Here is a 22783-nt window from a genome sequence, read left to right as displayed (position 1 = left end):
AAGGTTCATCCGACCGTCGCAACTTATCTCTGGTTTTACGTCCGGCGCATATAAGCGCGTACGGTGAGCGGCGCGAACACGGCCACGACGACGGCGGCGCCGATCAGGGAAACGGCGAAGTCCGATCCGATCGTTCCGGCGTTGGCCAATTCGCGCACCGCGTTGACCAGATGCGAAACCGGGTTGACGCTGGCGAACCAATTCAGCCAATCCGGCATCGTCTCGACCGGCACGAATGCGTTGGAGACGAAGGTAAGCGGGAACAGGACGATCATCGAAATCCCTTGAACGCTCGAGGCCGTGCGCGCAATGACGCCGAAAAACGCGAAAATCCAGCTGATCGCCCAGGCGCAAGCGATGACGAGCAGCGCGGCGACGGCGACGAACCCCAATCCTCCGTCCGGCCGGTAGCCCATGACGTATCCCATGGCGAACGTCAGCACCGTCGCAATTGTATACCGGATCGTGTCCGCCAGCAAGGCTCCCGCGAGCGGGGCGATGCGCGCGATCGGAAGCGACTTGAACCGGTCGAACACGCCCTTGTCCATATCTTCCCGCAGTTGCACGCCGGTGACGACCGAGGAGGTGATGACGGTTTGGACCAGGATGCCGGGGATGATCACCGGCAAATAATCGAGCACGTTGCCCGAAATGGCCCCGCCGAAAATATAGGTGAACATCAGGGTGAAAATGATCGGCTGAATCGTCACGTCGAAAAATTGTTCCGGCGTCCGGCGGAATTTCAGCAGGCCGCGATAGGCCATCGTGAACGAGTTGCGGACCGACTGGCCGAAGCTCGCGCGTTTTTTCAAGGGGCGGCCGGCCCCGGGATTCAGAGCTGCGCTTTTCATCGGATGGCCTCCTTCGCTTCGTTCGTTTGCTCGTGCGCTTGCTGTGCGTTATCCTGAACGCCTTGTCCGGTCATGGTCAGAAAAACCTCGTCGAGCGTCGGCTTCTGAACGCTCATCTCCGCCAGCCCGATTCCCGCCGCGCGGATGGCGATCAGCAGGTCGGCGACTTTATCGGCGTCCGTCATGGGCGCCGTGAAGGTTCCGGTTTCCGCCGAAACGCTCGCCTCGACCTGAAGCGCCTGTTCGATGATGCGGCGGGTTTTCTCGCCGTGGAGCGGATTTTGCACGCGAAGGTGCAGCGTCGACGTGCCGACCGAAGCCTTCAGTTCATCGACCGTGCCTTCGGCGACGACGCGGCCGCGATCGATGACCGCGATCCGGTCGGCCAGCTGATCCGCCTCATCGAGATATTGCGTCGTCAGCAGCACGGTCGACCCCGTCTTCACGAGCCTGCGGATCGTTTCCCACATCTGGGCCCGCGTGCGCGGATCCAGCCCGGTCGTCGGCTCGTCCAGAAAGATGAGCGGCGGCTGCGCAATCAGGCTTGCCGCGAGATCCAGCCGGCGGCGCATGCCTCCGGAGAAGTTTTTCAACGGCCGCTTCGCCGCTTCCGTCAAGCCGAATTCCTCCAGCAGCTCCGCCGTCTTTCGCCGCGCTTCGGCGCGTCCGAGGCCCAGCAGCCTGGAGAAGACGACGAGGTTTTCGACGGCGCTGAGCGATTCGTCGACCGAGGCGTATTGGCCCGTCACCCCGATCAACTGCCGGACGACGTGCGGCTCTTTCGCCACATCGTGCCCGAAGATGCGGGCCGAACCCGCGTCCGGCCGAAGCAGCGTGGCGAGCATGCGGATGGTCGTCGTTTTGCCCGCTCCGTTCGGTCCCAGCACGCCGTAGATCGTGCCTGCGCGCACCTGCAAATTCACGCCGTCGACCGCGCGCTTGTCGCCGAACGTTTTGACGAGGCTGTCGGCTTCGATCGCCCACACCCCGTTATTGGAACCCTTCATTGTTTCTCCTCCCTTAACGGATGGTTTAGGGGGATCGTAAACGACGTTTATGAACTGAATATGAATTGAAACGGGCGCGGGTCACCGCTTGGCGGGAATGAAGGCGAAAATTTCGCCCATAACGCGGGCAACCGGCCTCTCGCCAGGGAATGAAGGCGAAAATTGCGCCTTTGGCAAGACCGGCGCTTACACCTCCCGACGAGGGAGGGCGAAATGATTTTGAACGGAAAGGTAGCGAAGATGACGAATCGATATTCGTGGGATGTAGGCGGATGAGAAGGCCCGACGCCTGACTGACAAATTCGGCGCCTCACCCGGCCAGAAGAGGTTAACGGAAAGGCACAACGCCGTCGAGCGGCAGTTCGCCGAAACCGCGAAATGTGACGACGATGGCCGCGAAACTCGGAACATGCCGCTGTATTTGGACTTTCCCGTGAGTCACGGGTATTATACCCAAGCAACGGTTTGCACTTATGGCAAACCCGGTACTCACCTGTCGTAAAGCGACTGTTGCAAAGATAATGGAAACGCTCGGACGTTCCAGCTTGGTGCGGGAATCGAGATTTGTATGATAAATCATACAAATGACATCGCGAAGGCGGCAAAATACGGGAGTTTGTACGAAATATCATACAAAAGCGTGTGCGAAACCGCCAAATGCGGTGGATTTGTATGATAAATCGTACAAATGACATCGCGAAGGCGTCAAAAGACGGGAGTTTGTACGAAATATCATACAAAAACGTGCACAGCGCTGCCAAATGCGACGACTTTGTATGATAAATCATACGGGTACATGGACAGGCGGAAGGTTGGAGCGAATTGCGCTCCCGCACGATGCGCGAGGCTCCGTAATGTTACAATAGAGGATGCCAGGCACGTTGGTTTATCGACCATCGATATAAAAATTCGAGACCGATCTACAAGGTCATAGGAACTTTTGGGGCGCAAGGAGCGGGATCGCCATGGAGAAACGGGTGCTGGTCGTGGACGACGAGCAGAGCATCGTGGGCGCGTTGGCGTACGCGCTGCGCAGGGAAGGCTATACGGTCGAAACGGCGAACGACGGGGAAGCGGCGCTCTCGAAAGCCGCCTTGTTCCGGCCGCACGTCATTTTGCTCGACGTCATGATGCCGAAGCTGAACGGCTACGAGGTGTGCCGGAAGCTGGAAAATCGGCAGGGCACGGGCATTATTTTGCTGACCGTCAAAAACGATATCGTGGACAAAGTGCTCGGCCTCGAACTCGGCGCGGACGATTACGTCACGAAGCCGTTCGACGTCCGCGAGCTGCTCGCCAGAGTGAAGGCGCTGGCCAGACGGATGGAGCATGCCGGCGGCACGGAAGCCGATCGCGAAGAGCTTGTCGCCGGGGAAGTCCGTCTCAGCAAGACGGAGCGGACGTTAACGGTCCGGGGCCGCCCGGTCGAGCTGACGCCGAAGGAATTCGATTTGCTGGCTTGCCTGCTCGGACACCCGGAACGGGTATTTTCGCGGGAGCAGCTGCTTGATCTCGTATGGGGCATGGACTACGCGGGCGGAACGCGGACGGTCGACATCCATATTCAAAGACTGCGCAAAAAGCTGGGCGAGGCGAATCAGCATTTGCTGCAAACCGTGTACGGCGTCGGCTATAAAGGCACGGGGACGGGCGGCGGAGGAGAACGGCCATGAAGGGCGCCGGAAAGCCGGAGCGCAATGCCGGAAAAAAGCGCAGGTTCAAGCTGAGCCTTAAGGTGAAGCTGAGCGTGGTGCTGGCGCTTTTGCTGCTGCTCACCGTTCTCGTCATGAGCGAGCTCGTGCTGCGCGGAATCGAGAGCAACCAGCGGCGGCAAACGGAAGCCGAGCTTTCGCGTTACAGCCGGGCCGCGGAGCAATACGTAAGGCAAAGTTACTACAGCCTGGAAAATCCGCTGACGGACGAGGAGTTCATGACCCAGCGGGGACAACGACTCGCCCTCTACATTACATCGCTGAACGGCATGCAAACGTACTTGTACGACGCGTCGGGCCGAGAGGTGGGCAATTCCTTGCCGGGCGTCGGGGACAATGACGTCGCGGACACGCTTGGCTTTGCGCTGGACGGCGCGATCGCTTACGAGACGTCCGGCGATTCGCTGATTTACTTTTCGCCGCTGCGGGTGGAGGATCGGATGATCGGGGTCGTGCGGCTGCAATATTCGCTAAAAAGCTCGCAGGATTTTTTGGAAACGATCCGGGAGCTGTTCCGGACCGCGGGCATCGTCGTTTTCGCGGCGGGGTTCGTCATCGGCTATTTGTACTTCCATCGCATCGCTTCCTTGATCGGCAAGCTCCGGAAAGCGTCGCAGCAAATTCGTACGGGAAGGTATCTGCGGGCGATTCCGGTCCGCCGGAGGGACGAGCTCGGGGAGCTTGGCGAGGATATTTATTTTATGAGCGGGGCGATCGAGGAGCATATCGAGCGGCAAAAGCAATTTATCGGCAACGTGAGCCACGAGTTCAAAACTCCGCTTACGTCCATCAAAGCCTACGTCGACTTGCTCGATCTTTACCGCGACGATCCGCAGCTTGCGGCGGAAGCGGCGACGAGCATCGGCAAAGAGACGGAACGGCTGTACGAAATGGTGGAGAAAGTGCTTCGGCTGTCGGCGATGGAAAAGTACGATTTCGACCAGCATGCGGAGCGGGTCGACCTGAAGGAGCTGCTGGAAGAGCTCTGCGGCCGGATGCGCGGCAAGGCGGAGCGTTACGGCGTCGAGCTGCTGCCCGAGCTGGAGGAAGCGTCGTGCTGGGCGGATCGCGAAAGCCTCGTTCACGTGTTTATCAATCTGATCGACAACGCGGTTAAATATAACGTCCCGGGCGGAAAAGTTCGGGTGCGCTGCCGAATGGAGAAAAGGGAAGCGCTCGTTCGGGTGACGGACACCGGAATCGGCATTCCGTTCGAAGCGCGGGGAAAAATTTTTGAGCCGTTCTATACGGTAAGCAAAGACCGCGCCCGCAGCTACGGCGGCACCGGGCTGGGCCTTGCGCTCGTCCGGGAGCTTGCGGAAAAGCAAGGCGGCGCCATCTCCGTGTCCGCCCCCGATTCCGGGCCGGGAACGGAAGTCGAGGTCCGTTTGCCGGTTTCGGCAAAAAATTAAAGTTTTTACAAGTTGGAAACAATTCGAGACGGCGCCGATACAACCTTCCGTTAAGATGAACTCATCGACAAGGAAAGGGGAGCAATTCGCATGCAAAGAACAAACAAGAAAATCGCCTCTATCGGCGCCGTCATCAGCCTGGCGCTCGCCGTCGCGGCCTGCTCGGGAGGAAGCGGGGAGGAAAACGCGGGGGCCCGGCAAACGATCGAGAAACCGGACAAAACGATTACGGTCGTCGAGACGCCCGCGCCGGCCGCGGGACCGATCGAGGTCGCGAACATCAAAAACGTCGAGGGCATGGGCAACGGGTTTCTGACCGAGGATTCCCTTCTCGTCATGAAGCCGAATCCGGACGTCGAGCCGATCCAGGTGGAAGGGTCGACCCAGCCGCCGAACAATCTGTACGCGTACGATCTGAACGCGGGTACGGCCGAGGCGGTAAACCCGGAAAGCCAAAACCAGAATTTCGCCGTGCTGTCGCCGGACGGAAAGCATCTGTTTTACAAGCAAAATTACGAAGAATCCGCGCACGGCTTCATTCTGAACATGGAAACGAAAGAAAAGGTCGCGACGGGCGATTTCCTCATCGAATTCGGCGACGCGCAATGGCTGGACAATTCGACCGTCATGTTCCAGACGATGGAAGGGGCGCTCGTCGCCTCGGATACGGAGGGCAACGCCGAGGTGCTGTTCGAAGGCCCGGAAGACGCGCGCATCGTTTCGGCGGCCAAGACGGACGAAGGCCTCTTTTACATCGCCGGCGAGAAGCTTTATTTTCGGGCCGACGGCGGCTCGGAGCCGGAAGAGCTGTCCGATTCGGCGGTGACTGTCGCCGCGTCCCCGGACGGAAAGCAGCTGGCGCTCGTCCGGAAAGCGACGGAAACGACCCGCACGCTGTATATCGTCGATCCGAAGGGCAACGAGCTGCTCAAGCTCGGCACCGCCACGCAAGTATTCGGCGTTGCCTGGTCGCCGGACAGCACGAAGGTCGCTTACAATCTTATTTCCGAAGACGGGGGCGAAGGCGGCATCGTCGTCGCCGATACGCTGACCGGCGAGGCGACCGAGCTATCGGTCGACGTCCAGAGCGCGGCCGCCACGCTCCGCTGGAGCGATTCGGGCAAAAAGCTGCTGGCGACGACCTACAAGGAGGAAGGATTCGTCAGCTACGTCATCACGCTGAAATAAAGGAAAGAGGCCGTCCGGCGAGGACGGCCTTTCTTTCTTGCCGTGGATGGACAGTTGTTCGCGGCATTTACCTAATGGCAAGCCAGATGACGACGACAAAGACGAAAACGAGCAAAATAAATCCGGTCAGCCATAAGACGGCTTTACGTCCTTCCACGCTGTCACCACCCTGATCCGTTGTCCTCTGATTATACCAGCAGAGCGGAGACAACGCACACGGGCGTTACCAGCGCACGAGGGAAAAGGCCAGCTTGTCGGTCAGGATCGGGAACAGCTCTCTAACCGAACCGATGAAGGGGGTGGGCTGAATTTTGCCCTTCGGGCTTGCGATATTGAGCCAGAAGCGGTTGGCCCGAAGCTGCAGGAACAGGGCGCGCAAAGCCTCCTCGTCGCCTTCCAGCGAGTAAACGACCAGGTGGGTATCGTGCACCCGCACTTTCAAATGCTCGAATTGACCGGCGCGAAGCGCCTGCTGCAAAAAGCTTTGCGACAATTGAAGCGAGAGATAAACCATGCCGAAGCGACCTCCCGAATGAAGGAATGGCCGATTTCTCGTTCAAGGGGCTCGTCATGTGAAGGTTGAGAGGATCGGTTCAATATCCGTTTTTATACCTGCTTTATAGGAATCATATTATCAAATTTACAATTAGGGAAAAAGAGGGAAATATGACAAAAAACCAAGAACGGATTATGATAGGATAAGCGCGCCAGCGGAAAAGATGACGACAGGCGCACGCTTCGATTCGGTTCAAGGAGGCGCTTATGATCCATATCGGACTTGCGGGCTGGGGGGATCACGACCGGCTGTACGATCCTTCCGTCAAAGCAAAAGATAAATTGAAAGCGTACGGAAGCCACTTTCCCGTCGTCGAAGTGGACAGCTCCTTTTATGCGATCCAGCCGAAGGAGCGCTTCGCTCGCTGGGTGGAGGAGACGCCGGAGACGCTGCGCTTCGTCGTGAAGGCGTACCAGGGAATGACCGGGCATCAGCGCGGCCAGCCGCGCGCCGAGGCGGGCGGAACGGAGGCGATGTACGAGGCGTTCCGCGAATCGCTGGAGCCGGCGTTTGCGGCGGGGCGGCTCGCGGCGGCGCTGTTTCAATACCCTCCGTGGTTCGATTGCACGAGGGAAAACGTTCAGCAATTGCGGGAGACGAGAAGGCGGATGAACGGATTTCCCTGCGCGCTCGAGTTCAGGCATCAAAGCTGGTTCGCGCCGGAATTCCGCGAGAAGACGCTGGAATTCATGGAGGAGCAGGGCTGGATCCATAGCGTGTGCGACGAGCCCCAAGCGGGAGCCGGGTCCGTTCCGACCGTCCTGCGCGCGACCGATCCCGACACGGTCGTCGTTCGCATGCACGGCCGCAATGCGGCGGGCTGGCAGGCGGCCGGCGCGCCGAACTGGCGGGAGGTTCGCTATTTGTACAAGTACGGCGAGGAGGAGCTGGACGAGTGGCGCGTTCGTCTGGAACGGCTGGCGGAAATGTGCCGGGACGTTTACGTCATTTTCAACAACAACTCGGGCGGGGACGCCGCCGCCAACGCGAAGCGGATGATGGAGAAGCTCGATTTGACCGCTCCCGACGGGAAGCGGCCGAACGATCCGCGCGGCCCGTTCGCCGAATCCGGGGAGGAGCCTCCCGAACAGCTGAATTTATTTTGACAACATCGCATAGAGGGAGCTAGTCGCAGAGTGAGCATAGCCGTACGTCTTCGAGGTTTCAATATCGGGTTCTTTTCCTTGTTTGCGCTTTTTATTTCGTTTCTTCCCGTTTACGCAAGCCAGATCGGCATTTCCAAAACGGAAATCGGCCTCATCCTCGGGATAGGCAGCCTGATCAGCATCGTCTCCCAGCCGCTTTGGGGCATCGTTTGCGATAGAACCCGCACGATCAAAAAAGTCATGCTCCTCATCCTGACGGTCTCCGTCATCGCCGGAACGCTGCTGTTTCAATCGCGGGAGGCTTGGCTTTTCGCGCTGTTCGTCGCGATGATGAATCTGTTTTTCATGCCGTCGGACGCGCTGGTCGAAAGCCTGAACGTGCAGACGGCGCAGCGGGTCGGCATCAGCTACGGTTCCATCCGGACGTTCGGGGCGCTGGGCTACGCGTTCACCTCGCTGGCCGCGGGAACGTTTCTGCATGCTTTCGGGATGGGCAGCCTGGCCTGGATTTTTCTCGGCTTCGGACTGGTTACGCTGCTGCTGGGCTTAAGCATGTCGGACGTAAAAGCTTCCTCCAAGCCGATCGCTTTCGGGCAATTAAAGACGTTTATGCTGGACCCGCGCATGCTGGCCTTCTTCGCTCTCGTATTTCTGGTGGCGCTTCCCCATAAAATGAACGACATGTACATCGGCCTCTACATCGAGGAAATGGGCGGCAATGTCCGACATACCGGCATGGCGTGGTTTGCGATGACGCTGTCGGAGGCGCTGTTTTTCGCCCTGAGCGCCAAGCTGATCAAGCCCGGCAAGGAATTGGCGGTCATGGCGGTCTCGGCCGGCATGTACTTGGTTCGCTTCGGGCTGAGTTCGCTTGTGACGGAACCGCTGCCGCTCGTCGCCATGCAAGTCTTTCAGGGGGTGACGTTCGCCCTGTTTTACGTGGCGGCGATCCAATATCTCCATTCGATCGTCCCCGAGCAGTGGAAATCGACGGGGCAGACGGTGATGACGGTGCTGTTTTTCGGCATATCCGGCATCGTCGGCTCGTCGGCGGGGGGCTGGCTGATGGAGCGCCTCGGCGGGCAGTCGCTGTACCGGATCATGGCCGCTCTCGCGGCGGTGGCGTTCGTATACGGATTTTATTTGTGGAAAAAACGGCTCCGGCCGTCGCCGGCGGACGCTTGAGCGAACAAGCAGGCGGCGGGCGACGGCCGGAGCATGGGGCAGACGGCAACGCGGGCACGGACGGCACGAGCGCGGGCAGGGCCGCTAGCGTCTTTCGCTAATGGCCCTGCGGACCGCCGCGGGTTATTTCGCCCTGCCGGATGCGGCGTCGCGCGGGACCATGTCCTTGCGCCGGTACACGCTCAGCATCAGGCCGACCGCCGCCAGCTCCAGCACCTGGTTCAGGCCGCCGTAGGCGATGAAGGGGGGAGCCGAGCTATGGGGAGGCAGCAACTCGAACGTCATCAGCAGGCTCAACGCGAACTTGCCGGCGATGACGGAAAACAACCCGATCACGAGCGAGGAAGCGAACGGGTCGGCCGTTTGCCTGGCCATGCCGAAGATGCGCGCGCCATACAGCAGCAGAATCGCCGCAAAAGCGATGCCGGCCGCCCAGCCCAAGCTGTAAATGAAGTAGGTTAATACGTTTTCGCTATACGTATAGGGCATGTTTTTCAACGTCGTCCCGAAGCCCTGTCCCCACCAGCCGGCCGAGGAGATGGCATCCAGACTGCGGTTCGAGTAAAAATCGGCCAGCTTCGGATCGGAGTAGTAACCGAAATACGTCCTAAGCCGGTCATAATAAAGAGCAAGCTTGCCGGACAAGGCAAACAACGACGGCATACCGAACGCCGCGATCGCCGGAATCGCGACAACCAGCGTGCCGTAAGCGGCAGCCCGTTTCCAACGTTTTCCGGCAAGCAGCAGGACGGTGACGCAAATAAAATGAACGGCAAACGTCGTCGCCGAACCGCAGCTCAAGTAAAGAATTCCCGGAATCGCATAGTAAACGATGAAATCCTTGGCGAAAAAGAAAGCTTGTTCCCGAAGAGAACGGCGGGGTTTCCGTTCCTCCAGGCTAACCCGTCCGGCGATGGCCGCGGCGAAAAGGTAAAGGGCCAACGTCGGGGCGTGCAGGGTGAAAGGGCCGAGCGAAATCCAAGCCTTGCTCCCGTTTACGACCGTCGGTCCCCACAACCACGCTTGCGGCAGAAGCAGCAGAACGGAAGCCGCCCCGTACAGCGGCCTTATCCACCCTTTGAGTTTGCGATAATCGGCAAAATAGAGCAGAAGCAGCAGGCCGAATCCGATAACGGAGAACATCGCCTTGCGGACGGCAAAAGCCATGCCGGAAATCCGCTGATCGACGGCGCTTAGCTGGATGCCGAGCATCGTCACGATCCCGATCCCGACCAGAAGCGCGGTCAGCAGGAGGACGCTCCACTCCGTTTTGGGCTTATGCACACTGTGCAGATGCTTTCCGATTCGCTTCGGATCGCCCATCGATTCGATCGCAAGCCGGACGGCCTCCTCTTCGGAAACGCCTTCGCCGCGCCTTGCGGCGATCGCCTCCTCCAAATGCCCGCCGATCTCCAGACGGATCTCCCCGTGCATTTCCTTCGCCTTCACTTGCGAGCACACCTGATCGAGAAACGCCTCTACCCGCTCGTTTCGGTCGAGCGCCATCAGGACGCGCCCCCTTCCCCGAGCACGCGGTTGACCGTCGCGCTGAAAAGAGACCATTCCCGTTTCCGCTCCTCCAGCTGCAGGCGGCCCTGATCGGTGATGCGGTAATATTTGCGCTGGCGGCCCCCTTCGTTGTGCCAGTACGCCTCCACCATCCGTTGCGCTTCCAAGGCGTGGAGAATCGGATAAAGCGTACCCTCCTTCAGGTTGAATACGCCGGCCGACAGGCGTTCCAGCTCCTTGACCATCTCGTATCCGTACATTTCCTTGCGGTCGAGAAGGGTAAGCACGAGAATGACCGTGCTGCCTTTCATCAGTTCTTTGCCGATTTTCATCGAAACCTCCGCCTTATGCATCGATAATCTATGTATCGAATATCTAGGTATATTTTAATCGCGAAACAAAACCCGGTCAATAGCCAAAACGAAGATCGAAACACCGGAGGGCGACAGGCGAGTCGCCGGGCAGGCAGGATTCGGCGCTTCTTTGTCGAAACACTTAATGTTCGCGCGAATAAGCGGCCTCAATCTCAAAGAAGAATAGTTCTGCGGCATTTTATAAAATGCAAGGAGCCATTCCTGTAATGAATTAAAATGCGGTTTGCAAAACAAAAAGCGCCTCCTGTATGCTGGGTCTCGGAATGGTGCACATTCACTGCCCTAATTAAGAGGAGGACGCTCACTATGAAGTTTAACCAATCGAGCAAGCAAAATCAACGGATTTCGAGAATTTCTGAAACAACATTGGTCATCGGGACGGATATCGCGAAGCACAACCATGTCGCTCGGGCCTTCACCTACCGTGGCATTGAGCTCGGTAAGCGTTGCCTGTTCCAGAACGACGAGAATGGCCTACTGGACTTGTTGGCCTGGGCCGAATCCATCCAGCAAGAACATGGACTGACGGACGTACTACTTGGCGTAGAGCCCACCGGGCACTACTGGTTCCCGCTGTTTCACTTCCTGAAGCAGCGCAGCATCGAAGTGGTGCTCGTGAATCCGCATCACGTCAAGAAAAGCAAGGAACTCGACGACAACTCGCCGACCAAGAACGACATCAAAGATGCGAAGGTCGTCGCCAAACTCGTCATCGACGGACGCTATACACAGCCGCAGCTGCCGGAGGGTGTTTACGCCGACCTGCGTGTACTGATGAACCAGCGTGACCGTCTATGCGGGGATTTGAATCGGGTGAAAGGAAGAATCCACAATTGGCTGGATCGCTTCTTTCCCGAATATAGGCAAGTGTTTAAAGACTGGGAAGGCAAGGCCTCGCTCATTACGTTGCAACACTTTCCGCTGCCACAAGACGTCGTCTCCGCCGGCGAAACGACAGTCGTGGCGACTTGGAAGAAGAACGATGTGAAACGAGCTGTGGGCCCCAAGAGAGCGGGACTGCTCTACCGGAAAGCCCAAACGTCCATCGGCCTCACGGAAGGCGCTACGGCGGCCAAACATGAGCTAGCCATGTATTTGGAACAGTACGCCATGCTGTGCAGGCAGATCGAACAACTGATGGAGCATGTGGCGGATCTGGTGGAACAGATTCCGGGCGCCACCCACATGATGAGCATTCCGTGTATCGGCCTCATCACTGTGGCAGGATTCCTGGCGGAAGTCGGAGACTTGAGCGGCTACGATCACAGCAGGCAAATCGTTCGTCACGCCGGTCTCAGCCTGCGAGAAAACAGCTCCGGGCTTCACAAAGGGGAAACGACCATCAGCAAGCGAGGTCGTTGTCGTCTCCGGGCTTTGCTGTACCGGGCGGCATTGACCTTGGTTGCCAAAAATCCGGAGTTCCGCGCACTGCACCTGTACTTCACGACGCGCCGGGATAATCCGCTGAAAAAAAAGCAGTCGATGATTGCGATTTCGAGCAAGCTCATTCGAGTCATGTTTGAGCTAGGCCGTAAACAGAAGAACTATGACGTCAGCAAAGTACTCGGCCCCCATCGGGAGGCTCAATTGCAAGCGGCAGCTTAATTCATTCACAGATGGATAACTCACTTTGGTTTCATCGCTTACACACATGTTGATCTTTGACAAACGAAGCACGGATAGGCTGGGAGTAATCGATTCCATTAGGGCAACGACCCCGTAAAGGAGCTAACCTGGCCTCCACCCCTTGAGAGGTAGAACGAAGGAATGTAAGGGCAACGACCCAGGGAGATATGGGAGGGTAAACCGCAAGGGCACATGTGGAGATCCATATGCGACCATACGGCTTTCAAAAAGCGGGGTGGTCCCCACCTCTATTCCCGCCAACAGGTCGATCCCAAATATTCGCTCCGCGTCAAATCTTATCCAAGGGAGCCTCGGATGTCAAAGTTGAAATCCTGAGAAAATGCGAGAAAAACGGAGAAAAGATTAATTTATTGAGGGAGGAAGCACTGTGGCCTATAACAGCATTATCGTTCGCCTTGAACTGAATCATTCGCTCATTCACTTCGGGGACGTGGCTTCGGCCATCGGACGGGCGGGCGGGGACATTACGTCCATCGACGTCATCCGCTCGGGGCAAGACGTTTCCGTTCGGGACATTACGGTACATATAACGGAAGAAGGGGAATCGCAGGTCGTCGAATCGTTAAAAGCGCTGGACGGGGTCCAGTTGATCAACGTGTCCGACCGCACGTTTCTGGCGCATTTGGGCGGCAAAATCGCCATCCAGCCGAGCTTGCCGATCCGCAACCGCGACGATTTGTCCAGGGTGTATACGCCCGGCGTCGCCCGGGTGTCGGCGGCGATCCATGAAAATCGCGACAAGGCGTATTCGCTGACGATCAAGCGGAATACGGTAGCCGTCGTCACGGACGGCACGGCGGTGCTCGGCCTCGGCGACATCGGGCCGTACGCGGCGGCGCCGGTCATGGAAGGGAAGGCGATGCTGTTCAAGCAGCTGGCGGACGTCGACGCTTTTCCGATCTGTCTGGACACGAAGGATACGGAGGAAATTATCCGGACGATCAAGGCAATCGCGCCGATTTTCGGCGGCATCAATCTGGAGGATATCGCGTCTCCGCGCTGCTTCGAAATCGAAACGCGGCTTGCGGAGCAGCTCGATATTCCGATTTTCCACGACGATCAGCACGGAACGGCCATCGTCGTCATCGCGGGACTGCTGAACGCGCTGAAGGTCGTCGGCAAGCGGATCGACCAGGTTCGCGTCGTCGTGAACGGCATCGGAGCGGCCGGCGTCTCGATATGCAAAATGCTGCTGGCCGCCGGCGTCCGCAGGCTCGTGCCGGTCGACCGCGAAGGCGCGATCGTGCGCGGCGGCTCGTATTCGGACCATCCGATGTGGCACTGGCTGTCCGAGCAGCCGCAGGTGGAGGCCGAGCCGGGAACGCTGAAGGAAGTGATCCGGGACGCGGACGTGTTCATCGGAGTGTCCCGCGGCGGGGTGCTGAATGCGGAGGATGTCGGAAAAATGGCGGCGGACCGCATCGTTTTCGCCATGGCGAACCCGCATCCGGAAATCGACCCCGAGGCGGCGCTGCCGATCGTGCGCGTATTTGCGACCGGGCGGAGCGACTACCCGAACCAGATCAACAACGTGCTCGTGTTCCCGGGCATTTTCCGCGGAGCGCTGGATTGCCGGGCGCGCATCATCAACGAGCCGATGAAGCTGGCGGCGGCCCGCGCCATCGCTTCGGTCGTGTCGGCGGGCGAACTGAACGCGCAGTATATCATACCGAGCATTTTCAACGAGCAGGTGGTGGCCAAAGTCCGGCACGCCGTCATCGAAACGGCAATATTGACCGGCGTCGCCCGGCGCACGCCGCCGGATTTCCGGTAATTTCCGAAGCCGGCATCGCCATGCCAAAAAAATCAGCGCCGTCGCGGCTGCCTTTTCGGCGGCACAGCGTTCGGCGCTGCTCTGCTTTTCCGTTTCGGACGATTTGCGTTTGCGGCTTGCGCTGCCATCGTCCCCGGAGCGCTTCGGGACTTAAGAGCCCGGAGCGTTCTTCTTTTTGGCGTGCTTTTTTGCTTTTCGATTTGCTCATGCGGTTCACGCTCCCGTGAAAATTTCGGCGAGGCGGCGCGCGGCCGCCGCCGACCCCAAGTATACGCTAAAACGCGGAAGATTGTAACAGTTTGCGCACAAAACGCCCTCGAAGGCGATCGGCGGACCCCCGCGGTACTATTCATTCCCGACCGAGTACGTTATAATTCGATAGAAGCGGCCGCCGCTTGAACATTTGAATGATTTTTCAGCCAGTTGGTGCCTTGTCCGGACAGGAGGTCCGCGTCAAGGGTAAAAGGGAAGCCGGTGAGAGTCCGGCGCGGTCCCGCCACTGTAACCCGGAAACGACCCCGACGATGCCACTGCTTCCGATGGAAGCGGGAAGGCCGGGGGGAAGCTGCAAGGCCGGGGAGCCAGGAAACCTGCCAGCTGCGCTTAGCCAACGGAATCCTTCGCGGAAAGGATCGGCTCGATCAGGATACGCCAAGACATTGACGCCCCTGTGCGCAAGGGGTGCCGTTCGTCTTTCGCCTGATTTGCTGACCCTGCTTCCGATAGACGGAGGCAGGGTTTTGTCGTGCAGCGACCGGTTGGAAGTTTCGAAGATTCATTCATCGCTCAAGCGCAGTCCTCGAAATCAGACAGAAAGGATTGTGGTAGTGCAATGAAGAAACGTTATTTGTGGGGGTTCGCCGCGTTGTTGCTGGCGGGGTCGATTTTGGCGGGCTGCGGAAGCTCGAACGGGGAGGGCGGCGCGTCGGGCGAAGCGTCGGCAAGCGCCTCCGCGGGCGCATCGCCGAGCGCTTCGGCGTCGTCGGCGCCGGAAGCGTCCGACAGCGGCGAAGCGAAGCAGACGCAATATCCGCTGACCGTTCAGGACGCGACCGGCGAGTCGTTTACGTTCGAACAGGCGCCGCAGCGGATCGTGTCCACCTCTCCGGCGGAGACGGAAATTTTGTTCGCGCTTGGCCTGGGAGAGCAGGTCGTCGGCGTGTCCGATTTTGACAACTATCCGGAAGAGGCGACGACGAAGGAGAAAGTGGGCAGCATTACGAAGCCGAACGAGGAAGCGATTATCGCCCTTCAGCCGGACCTCGTCGTAACCGGCATTTCGATGCCGGAGGACGTGCTGAACAAGTTCCGTTCGCTCGACCTGGTCATGTACAAAACCGATCCGAAGTCGATCGACGACGTGATGAACAACATTTTGCAAATGGGCATCATTGCGAATCGCCAGCAGGAAGCGGAGGCGCTCGTCGCTTCGATGAAGGAAGACGTCGAGCGCGTCGCCGCGGCGGTGGCCGGCGTGGCGGAAGCCGACAAGAAGAAGGTGTATGTCGAGTTTTCCCCGGGCTGGTCGGTCGGCAAGGGAGAATTCATGGACGAGCTGATCACGCTGGCCGGCGGCATCAACGTGGCCGGAGATACCGAGGGCTGGAACCAAATCAACGAAGAAACGATCGTGCAAAAAAATCCGGACGTCATTTTGTTCACGCTCGGCGTGACCGACAGCGAGTCGGGCAAGACGCTGGAGGAGATGATCAAGGGCCGCAGCGGCTGGGATCAAATAACGGCGATCGCCGAAAATCGCGTCGTCGGCCTCGACCAGGACGTGCTGTCGCGCCCGGGGCCGCGCATCACGCAAGGGCTCGTTGAAGTCGCCAAAGCGGTATATCCCGATCTGGTGAAGGAATGAAGCGAAAAAGCGCGATTGGAGGAGGAGCTGCGCTGGCGCTCCTTCTCTTTACGGTCGTTTTCAGCCTTTCCATGGGATCGGCGCGTCTGCCCCTGGCGGACGTATGGGGCATTTTGCTGCACAGTCTGCCCGGCGGAGACTCGCTCGTCGCGCCCCACTGGGAGTCTTCGACCGAGCAGATCGTTCTGAAAATCCGCTTGCCCCGCATTGCGCTGGCGATTTTGATCGGCGCCATGCTGTCGGTAGCGGGGGCTGGTTTTCAGGGCGTACTGCGCAATCCGCTCGCCGACCCGTACACGCTCGGAGTCGCGTCCGGCTCGGCGGTAGGCGCGGCGTTTCTTATCCTGATGGGGTACAGCTACAGCTTGTTCGCGCAATGGACGATTCCGGTCGTCGCGTTTGCGACCGGATTGATCAGCCTGGCGCTCGTGCTTCGGCTCGCCCGCGACCAGGGGAAAATCCGGATGGAGACGCTGCTGCTGTCGGGCGTCGTTTTGCAGGCGTTTTTCGGCTCGCTCGTCTCGTTCATGGTTTCGAGATCGGATAAGGTCATCAACGAAATCGTCTTCTGGATGCTCGGCAGCCTGTCATTGCGCGGCTGGTCGTACTCGGCCGTGCTGCTGCCCTATTTGGCGGCGGGGCTCGTCATTATGATCGGCTACAGCCGGACGATGAATTTGTTCGCCTTGGGGGAAAGGCAGGCCGCGCATCTGGGCGTCAACGTCGAGCGGACGAAGGTGACGATTCTCGTCGTGTGCACGCTGATGACGGCGGCGGCCGTTTCCGTGGCCGGGGTTATCGGCTTCGTCGGCATGGTGGTGCCGCATTTGATCCGCCTGCTGACCGGTCCCGATTACCGGCTCCTCGTGCCGCTGTCGGCGGTCGGCGGCGCCATCTACATGCTGCTGGCGGACACGGCCGCGCGAACGCTGCTGTCGCCGACGGAAATTCCGATCGGCGTCGTGACGGCTTTTATCGGGGCGCCGTTTTTCGCCTATTTGCTCCGGCGCAACCGGAGCCGGGCCAGGGGGTAAAAGCATGATTCTAGCGAACCGTCTTGGGAAAACGTATGACGGACGCCGGGTGCTGTCGGATATCGGCTTCTCCGTTTACGAAGGGGAAATTTTCGGCATCATCGGCCCGAACGGCAGCGGCAAATCGACGCTACTCAAGCTCCTGTCCGGCGTGGAAAAGGCGGACGAAGGCGAGGTTGCGCTCGGAGGCGCTACGGAATCCGCGCCCGGCGGCCTGCGCGAGGTTCGCGGCGGCCGGACGGTCGGAAGCTTCACCCGCAAGGAGCTGGCCCGTTTCGTCGCCGTGCTGGAACAGGAGGCGCTGCCGAAGGTCGGGTTCACGGTGCGGGAAGTGACCGAAATGGGGAGGTTTCCCTATCAGAACTGGCTGGGCGAAGAGCCGGAAAGCGCGGACGAGCGGATCGACGCGATTCTTGCGGATTTGGGGCTGGCCGAGCTTGCGGAGCGGACGCTGGAGTTTCTGAGCGGGGGCGAACGGCAGCGCGTCGCCCTGGCGAAGGTCATGGCGCAGGAGCCGCGCCTGCTGATGCTGGACGAGCCGACGACGTATCTGGACATCGGCCGGCAAATTCAGCTGATGGACAGCATTCGCTTGTGGCAGCGGAGGGCCGCGGGGCTGACGGTCGTCGCGGTGCTGCACGATCTGAATCTGGCGGCGCTTTATTGCGACCGGCTGCTCCTGATCGACAAAGGGAAGGCGGTCGGCATCGGAACGCCGGAGGAGCTGCTGACCGAGGAGCGAATTCGCTCCGTTTACGGCGTCGGAACGGTCGTCACGAAGCATCCGGCAACCGGAGCGCCGCAAATTTTGCTGCAGCCGGAGGCTGCAGGGCATAGAAGGGACGGATAAAACCGATGTCAACGGAAGCGACAGATATGGCATTTATACGCACGGCGGCCGAAAAGATCGTTCCCGCAGCCAAAGCGGCGCAGATGGCCGCAGAAGAACGGCTGAACCAGCTGACGAAGCCGCCGGGAAGCCTCGGCAGGCTGGAGGCGCTGGCCGTGCAGCTGGCGGGCGCGATGGGCACGCCCGAGCTGCCGGGGCGGCTGCGCAAGGCGGTCGTCGTGATGGCGGCGGATCATGGCGTATGCGAGGAAGGCGTCAGCGCGTTTCCCCAGGAAGTGACGCGCCAGATGGTGGCGAACTTCCTGAACGGGGGAGCGGCGATCAACGTGCTTGCGCGCCAAGCCGGCGCGGACGTCGTTTGCGTCGATATGGGGGTCAAAGGGCCTGAAATCGTCCATGAAAAGCTGCTCTCGCGCAGGGTGAGAGAGGGCGGCACCGCAAATCTGGCGCGCGGGCCGGCGATGACCCGCGAGGAAGCGGTACGGGCGATTCGCGCCGGAATGGACGTGGCTAACGATTTGTCGATGAAGGGCTATAACGTGCTGGCCACCGGCGAAATGGGGATCGGCAATACGACGGCCAGTTCGGCGCTCCTTGCCGCCCTGACCGGGCTTGACGCGGAGGAGGTCGTCGGACGCGGCACCGGCATCGGCGACGAAGGGCTGCGCCTGAAGAGGGAGACGGTGGCACGGGCGCTCGAGCTGAACCGTCCCGATCCGCAGGACCCGGTGGACGCCTTGGCCAAGGTCGGGGGGCTGGAGATCGCGGGACTGGCCGGCCTCGTTGTCGGTGCGGCTTCCATGGGCATTCCGGTCGTCATCGACGGCTTTATCTCGTCGGTCGCCGCGCTCGCGGCTTGCCGGATCGCCGAAGGGGTCAAACCCTATCTGATTCCTTCCCATCTGTCGAGCGAACGGGGTCACAAGCGAACGCTCGAGGAGCTGGGACTTGCGCCCATGCTTCAATTGGAAATGCGGCTTGGCGAAGGTACGGGAGCTGCGCTCGCGTTTCCGCTGATCGACGCGGCCTGCGGCATTTTGCGGGAAATGGCGACGTTCGACAGCGCCGGCGTTTCCAAAGGCTAGGGGGCAGGGGCATGGTAGTGCTTGTCACGGGCGGAGCGAGAAGCGGCAAAAGCTCGTTCGCCGAAAAGTACGCGGCCCGCTTGGCCGAACGCGGCGTATATGTGGCCACCTCGCAGATTTTGGACGACGAGATGGGACAACGCATCGCGCTTCACCGCGAGCGGCGGGAGCGGACCGGGTTCGCCTGGGAGACGGTCGAGGAGCCTTACGAGCTGTGCCGGGTGTTGCGGGAGCGCGAGGACGCGCCGGTCGTGCTGGTCGACTGCCTGACGCTGTGGCTGACGAATTGGCTGCTCGCGGAAGAAGAGGCGGAGGACGCCGAGCGGAGGGTGCTCGCGCGGGTCGACGAGCTGGTGCGGGTGCTCGAATCTTATTCGGGACGCGTCGTGTTGGTGACGAACGAGGTCGGCGACGGCATCGTGCCGGAATACCGGCTCGGGAGGTCGTTCCGGGATTTGGCCGGCGTCATGAACCAGCGCATCGCGGCGGCGAGCGACAGCGTGTTTCTGGTGACGGCGGGCATTCCGGTCGAGCTGAAAAGCCTTGCGTTCCGCTGGCCTGACGAGGGGACGGAAAACGGAGCATGATGTTTTATTCGCTGCCGGAAACGCTCGGGATGCTTGTCGCGGCCATCGCGGCCGATTGGCTGATCGGCGACCCGCGCCGCCTGCCGCACCCCGTCGTCGTCATCGGCCGCTTGATCGGCCTGCTGGAGCGGCGGCTGCTTCGCGGGCCGTCCGGAAACGTTTTGCGGCTGAAAGGCTGCGTCCTGACGGTTGCGGTCGTTGCGGCCTCTTTTTTGCTCATGTGGGGCGTTTGGCTGGTCGCGGACCGGATTCACCCCTGGCTCGGCTATGCGGTCAATGTCTGGTTTATTTCGACGACGCTGGCGGTCAAAGGGCTGAAGGACGCGGCTATGCTCGTCTACCGGCCGCTGCGGCGGGGCGATCTGGCCGAGGCCCGGATCAAAGCTGGCTGGATCGTCGGGCGGGACACGGACGGCCTGGCGGAAAAAGATGTCGCGCGGGCGGCGGTGGAAACGGTGGCGGAAAATACGGTGGATGCCTTCGTTTCGCCGCTTTTTTTCGCTTTTATCGGGGGCGCGCCGCTTGCGATGCTGTACCGGGCGGCCAATACGCTCGATTCGATGGTCGGCTATAAAAACGAAAAATACCGGGATTTCGGCTGGGCGTCCGCGCGGCTGGACGACGTGATGAACTGGCTTCCGGCGCGGGCGGCGGGAGCGCTGCTGGCGCTGACGGCAGCCTGCTCCCGCTTGGCCTCCGGGAGGAGGGCCTGGCGCTCGATCCGGGCGTTCGCGCATCTGCATCCGAGCCCGAACAGCGGCATCCCCGAAGCGGCGGTGGCCGGGGCGCTCGGGTTCGAGCTCGGCGGCACGAACCGGTACGGGGGCGTCGTGAGCGAGCGGGCCCGTCTCGGCTGGCCGCTGCGCCCGTTGGAGGCCGAAGACATCGTCCGGACGATCCGGCTTCTGTACGGAGTCAGTTTCTGGTTGGCGGGAGGGTTGTTGTGCGCATGGCTAAGTCTCGTTTGGTAAGCGCGGTCGAGCCGTTCGTCGTCGCGATGCAGTTTTTGACGCGGGTGCCGGTGCCGGTCAAGGCGGAATTCACGGAGCGAAGCTGCCGGCGCAGCGTCGCGTTTTACCCGGCCGCAGGCCTGGTCATCGGTCTGCTGCTCGCCGGAGCCGCGTGGGGGCTGGCTCGCATACTTCCGCCTCTCCCGGGGGCCGTGCTGCTGACGGCGCTCTGGATCGGTTTGTCCGGCGCGCTGCATCTCGACGGCTTGATGGACACGGCCGACGGCTTGCTCAGCCATCGCTCCCGCGAGCGAATGCTGGAGATCATGAAGGACAGCCGCGTCGGCGCGATGGGCGTCGCCGTGGGCACGCTTTCGCTGCTGCTGCGGGTTTCGCTGCTGTCCGTGCTGCTCGGGGAGGGCGAAGGGGCGTCGGCCTTTGCCTTGGCCGCGCTTGCTTTGATCCCCGTCTGGAGCCGGGCCTTCATGTCGACGGCGATCGCCGGCTGGCCGTATGCGCGATTGCCCGGCGAAGGGCTCGGCGGGCTGTTCCGCACCGTTCGGCCGCGGCATGCGGTTTATGCGTTCGCGGCCGCCTGCGCGATCGGCGCCGTCGTCCTGGCCGCGGCCGGCCGGTGGAACTGGCGGGAAGGGGCGGTCATGCTTGCGGTCATGGCGATTTTTACTTACGTTCCCGGCGCGCTGCTGGCCGCTTCCGCCTCGCGAAAGCTGGGCGGGCTGACCGGCGACGTGTACGGGGCGCTGAACGAATGCGCGGAAATCGGACTGCTGCTGTTGGCGGCGGTTTTTATCTATAACGGTTAAAAAGAAGGGAGACGGCGTCATGCTGGAACGATTCGGACACGGCGGCGACTGGGCGACGGCGGAGGAGAGCTTCGGCAAGCCGGAAGCGGGGTGGCTCGACTACAGCGCCAATATGAACCCGGCCGGGCCCCCGGCGTGCGTCGAGGCGATTTTTCGGGAGCGGTGGCGGGACATCGCGCGATACCCCGATCCGGCGGTTCGCGGCCTGCGGCGCAAATTGGCCGAGACGCACGGGATTTCGGAGGAGAGCATCCTCGTCGGCAACGGAGCCGCGGAGCTGATCGATTTGGCCGTTCGGGGCGTTTCGCCGCGGGAAGCGGCGCTGGCCCAGCCTTCGTTCGCCGAGTACGGCGACGCCTTGCGGAAGGCGGGCGTTCGGACGAAGGAGCTGCTGCTTGCCGCCGGGAACGGCTTCGAGCTGACGGCGGAAATGCTGGCCGGTCTGAAGCTTTCGGAAGGCAGCTGCGTTTTTATCGGGCATCCCAACAATCCGACGGGCAGGCTCGTTCCGGCCGATGCGCTTGCAGCGCTTCGGACGTCCCGAGCGACGCTGCTGATCGACGAGGCGTTTATCGACTTCGTTCCGGGAGGGGAGGAGGCGTCGCTGCTGCGCGAGGCCGCAAGCTCGGAGCGGATCGTTGTTTTTCGCTCGATGACGAAATTTTACGCGATTCCGGGCATCCGGCTCGGTTTTGTCGTCGCGCATCCGAAGCTGATCGCCCGTCTCCGGGAGCTTCAGCCGCCTTGGAGCGTTAATTTTCTCGCCCAGCATATCGGCGAGGCGCTGCTCGGGGAAACGGATTATGCGGCGAAAACGATGGCCTGGCTGGCCGAAGAGCGGCCGCGGCTCGTCGCCGGGCTCGAATCGCTCGGCCTTGCCGTCGTGCCAAGCGAGGTCAACTATTTGCTCGTTTCGCTGCCGGAAGACAGCCCCTGGAACGCGAAGAAGCTTCAGCGCCGCATGGCGGGGCGCGGAATTCTGATTCGGGACGCGTCGTTGTTTGCGGGGCTCGACGGGCGTTATTTTCGCCTTGCGGTTCGGCTGCGGCACGAGAACGAGCGGCTGCTTGCCGAGCTGGCTGCGGCGCTGAAGGAAGGGGCGGGTTGCGATGGCGAGGCATGACGGCGGGAATGAGGTTGCGGGCGCGATGAGGAGCGTTCATGGGGAGGATGAGGCAGCGGGCGCGGTGCGGAACGCGGAAGGCGGGCATCGGCCGATGCCGGATTCGGCTGGCGAGATTAACGCCGCCGCGCAAACGTCGTCGGAT

General features: G+C 60.7%; 20 protein-coding genes and 1 riboswitch. Of the genes, 15 read left to right on the top strand and 5 right to left on the bottom strand.

Features of this window, described 5'->3' with window-relative positions; translation table 11 throughout:
- Nucleotides 1-35: 35 nt before the first annotated feature.
- Both B7E11_RS12110 and B7E11_RS12105 read right to left on the bottom strand, forming a co-directional pair.
- The gene (locus B7E11_RS12110) at nt 36-851 is read right to left on the bottom strand and encodes an ABC transporter permease (RefSeq protein ID WP_080834673.1); all 816 of its coding nucleotides are present in this window, start codon (nt 849-851) and stop codon (nt 36-38) included.
- A complete protein-coding gene (locus tag B7E11_RS12105) occupies nt 848-1858 on the bottom strand; it encodes an ATP-binding cassette domain-containing protein (RefSeq protein WP_080834671.1) in 1011 nt (336 codons plus the stop codon). Before B7E11_RS12105 ends, B7E11_RS12110 begins: the two co-directional genes overlap by 4 nt.
- Before the next feature lie 965 nt (nt 1859-2823).
- Between B7E11_RS12105 and B7E11_RS12100 the strand changes: the two genes are divergently transcribed.
- The 3 genes from B7E11_RS12100 to B7E11_RS12090 all read left to right on the top strand — a co-directional run bounded on the left by B7E11_RS12100 (nt 2824) and on the right by B7E11_RS12090 (nt 6170).
- Nucleotides 2824-3531 carry a response regulator transcription factor gene (locus tag B7E11_RS12100; protein WP_080834670.1) on the top strand — a complete coding sequence of 236 codons (708 nt, stop codon included), beginning with the start codon at nt 2824-2826 and terminating at the stop codon, nt 3529-3531.
- Nucleotides 3528-4982 (top strand): sensor histidine kinase, encoded by a 1455-nt coding sequence (locus B7E11_RS12095; protein ID WP_080834665.1) that lies wholly within the window; start codon nt 3528-3530, stop codon nt 4980-4982. Before B7E11_RS12100 ends, B7E11_RS12095 begins: the two co-directional genes overlap by 4 nt.
- A gap of 90 nt (nt 4983-5072) precedes the next feature.
- Nucleotides 5073-6170, top strand: coding sequence for a hypothetical protein (locus B7E11_RS12090; RefSeq protein ID WP_080834664.1), 1098 nt, complete (start codon nt 5073-5075; stop codon nt 6168-6170).
- Between the two features lie 223 nt (nt 6171-6393).
- Here B7E11_RS12090 and B7E11_RS12085 read toward each other — a convergent pair whose 3' ends face one another.
- Nucleotides 6394-6684, bottom strand: a complete 291-nt coding sequence (locus B7E11_RS12085; protein WP_080834660.1) for a hypothetical protein — start codon at nt 6682-6684, stop codon at nt 6394-6396.
- A gap of 248 nt (nt 6685-6932) precedes the next feature.
- Between B7E11_RS12085 and B7E11_RS12080 the strand changes: the two genes are divergently transcribed.
- Nucleotides 6933-7832, top strand: a complete 900-nt coding sequence (locus B7E11_RS12080) for a DUF72 domain-containing protein (RefSeq protein WP_080834654.1) — start codon at nt 6933-6935, stop codon at nt 7830-7832.
- Between the two features lie 30 nt (nt 7833-7862).
- The gene (locus tag B7E11_RS12075) at nt 7863-9017 is read left to right on the top strand and encodes an MFS transporter (RefSeq protein WP_176220708.1); all 1155 of its coding nucleotides are present in this window, start codon (nt 7863-7865) and stop codon (nt 9015-9017) included.
- Between the two features lie 123 nt (nt 9018-9140).
- On the opposite strand, the gene B7E11_RS12070 is transcribed toward B7E11_RS12075, so the two are convergent.
- On the bottom strand, nt 9141-10523 hold the full coding sequence (locus B7E11_RS12070) for an FtsW/RodA/SpoVE family cell cycle protein (protein ID WP_139787157.1): 1383 nt from the start codon (nt 10521-10523) through the stop codon (nt 9141-9143).
- Entirely contained in the window at nt 10523-10858 is a 336-nt protein-coding gene (locus tag B7E11_RS12065) for a PadR family transcriptional regulator (RefSeq protein WP_080834648.1), read from the bottom strand. The genes B7E11_RS12070 and B7E11_RS12065 overlap by 1 nt, the downstream gene beginning before the upstream one ends.
- Nucleotides 10859-11206: 348 nt before the next feature.
- On the opposite strand from B7E11_RS12065, the gene B7E11_RS12060 reads away from it, so the two are divergent.
- The 10 genes from B7E11_RS12060 (at nt 11207) to cobD (ending at nt 22638) form a co-directional block, all read left to right on the top strand.
- A complete protein-coding gene (locus tag B7E11_RS12060) occupies nt 11207-12505 on the top strand; it encodes an IS110 family RNA-guided transposase (protein WP_080834646.1) in 1299 nt (432 codons plus the stop codon).
- 409 nt (nt 12506-12914) lie between these two features.
- Complete coding sequence (locus tag B7E11_RS12055; protein WP_080834644.1) at nt 12915-14321, top strand: NAD-dependent malic enzyme; 1407 nt, start codon at nt 12915-12917, stop codon at nt 14319-14321.
- 407 nt (nt 14322-14728) lie between these two features.
- A riboswitch (cobalamin riboswitch) is annotated at nt 14729-14933 on the top strand.
- Between the two features lie 220 nt (nt 14934-15153).
- Nucleotides 15154-16185: an ABC transporter substrate-binding protein gene (locus B7E11_RS12045; protein WP_080834640.1), complete on the top strand. Its 1032-nt coding sequence runs from the start codon at nt 15154-15156 to the stop codon at nt 16183-16185.
- The gene (locus B7E11_RS12040) at nt 16182-17219 is read left to right on the top strand and encodes a FecCD family ABC transporter permease (RefSeq protein WP_080834637.1); all 1038 of its coding nucleotides are present in this window, start codon (nt 16182-16184) and stop codon (nt 17217-17219) included. Before B7E11_RS12045 ends, B7E11_RS12040 begins: the two co-directional genes overlap by 4 nt.
- Before the next feature lie 4 nt (nt 17220-17223).
- Nucleotides 17224-18069, top strand: a complete 846-nt coding sequence (locus B7E11_RS12035; protein WP_080834635.1) for an ABC transporter ATP-binding protein — start codon at nt 17224-17226, stop codon at nt 18067-18069.
- Between the two features lie 26 nt (nt 18070-18095).
- A complete protein-coding gene (cobT, locus tag B7E11_RS12030; protein WP_080834633.1) occupies nt 18096-19154 on the top strand; it encodes a nicotinate-nucleotide--dimethylbenzimidazole phosphoribosyltransferase in 1059 nt (352 codons plus the stop codon).
- Nucleotides 19155-19165: 11 nt separating this feature from the next.
- Entirely contained in the window at nt 19166-19741 is a 576-nt protein-coding gene (cobU, locus tag B7E11_RS12025) for a bifunctional adenosylcobinamide kinase/adenosylcobinamide-phosphate guanylyltransferase (protein ID WP_080834632.1), read from the top strand.
- Nucleotides 19738-20712, top strand: coding sequence for an adenosylcobinamide-phosphate synthase CbiB (gene cbiB / locus B7E11_RS12020; protein WP_080834630.1), 975 nt, complete (start codon nt 19738-19740; stop codon nt 20710-20712). Before cobU ends, cbiB begins: the two co-directional genes overlap by 4 nt.
- A complete protein-coding gene (cobS, locus tag B7E11_RS12015; protein ID WP_080834628.1) occupies nt 20691-21515 on the top strand; it encodes an adenosylcobinamide-GDP ribazoletransferase in 825 nt (274 codons plus the stop codon). The genes cbiB and cobS overlap by 22 nt, the downstream gene beginning before the upstream one ends.
- A 19-nt stretch (nt 21516-21534) precedes the next feature.
- A complete protein-coding gene (gene cobD, locus B7E11_RS12010; RefSeq protein WP_080834626.1) occupies nt 21535-22638 on the top strand; it encodes a threonine-phosphate decarboxylase CobD in 1104 nt (367 codons plus the stop codon).
- Nucleotides 22639-22783 lie beyond the last annotated feature (145 nt).

The organism is Cohnella massiliensis (genome assembly GCF_900169535.1).
GTDB lineage: Bacteria > Bacillota > Bacilli > Paenibacillales > Paenibacillaceae > Cohnella > Cohnella algarum.
This window is presented reverse-complemented; position numbering and strand designations above follow the sequence as displayed.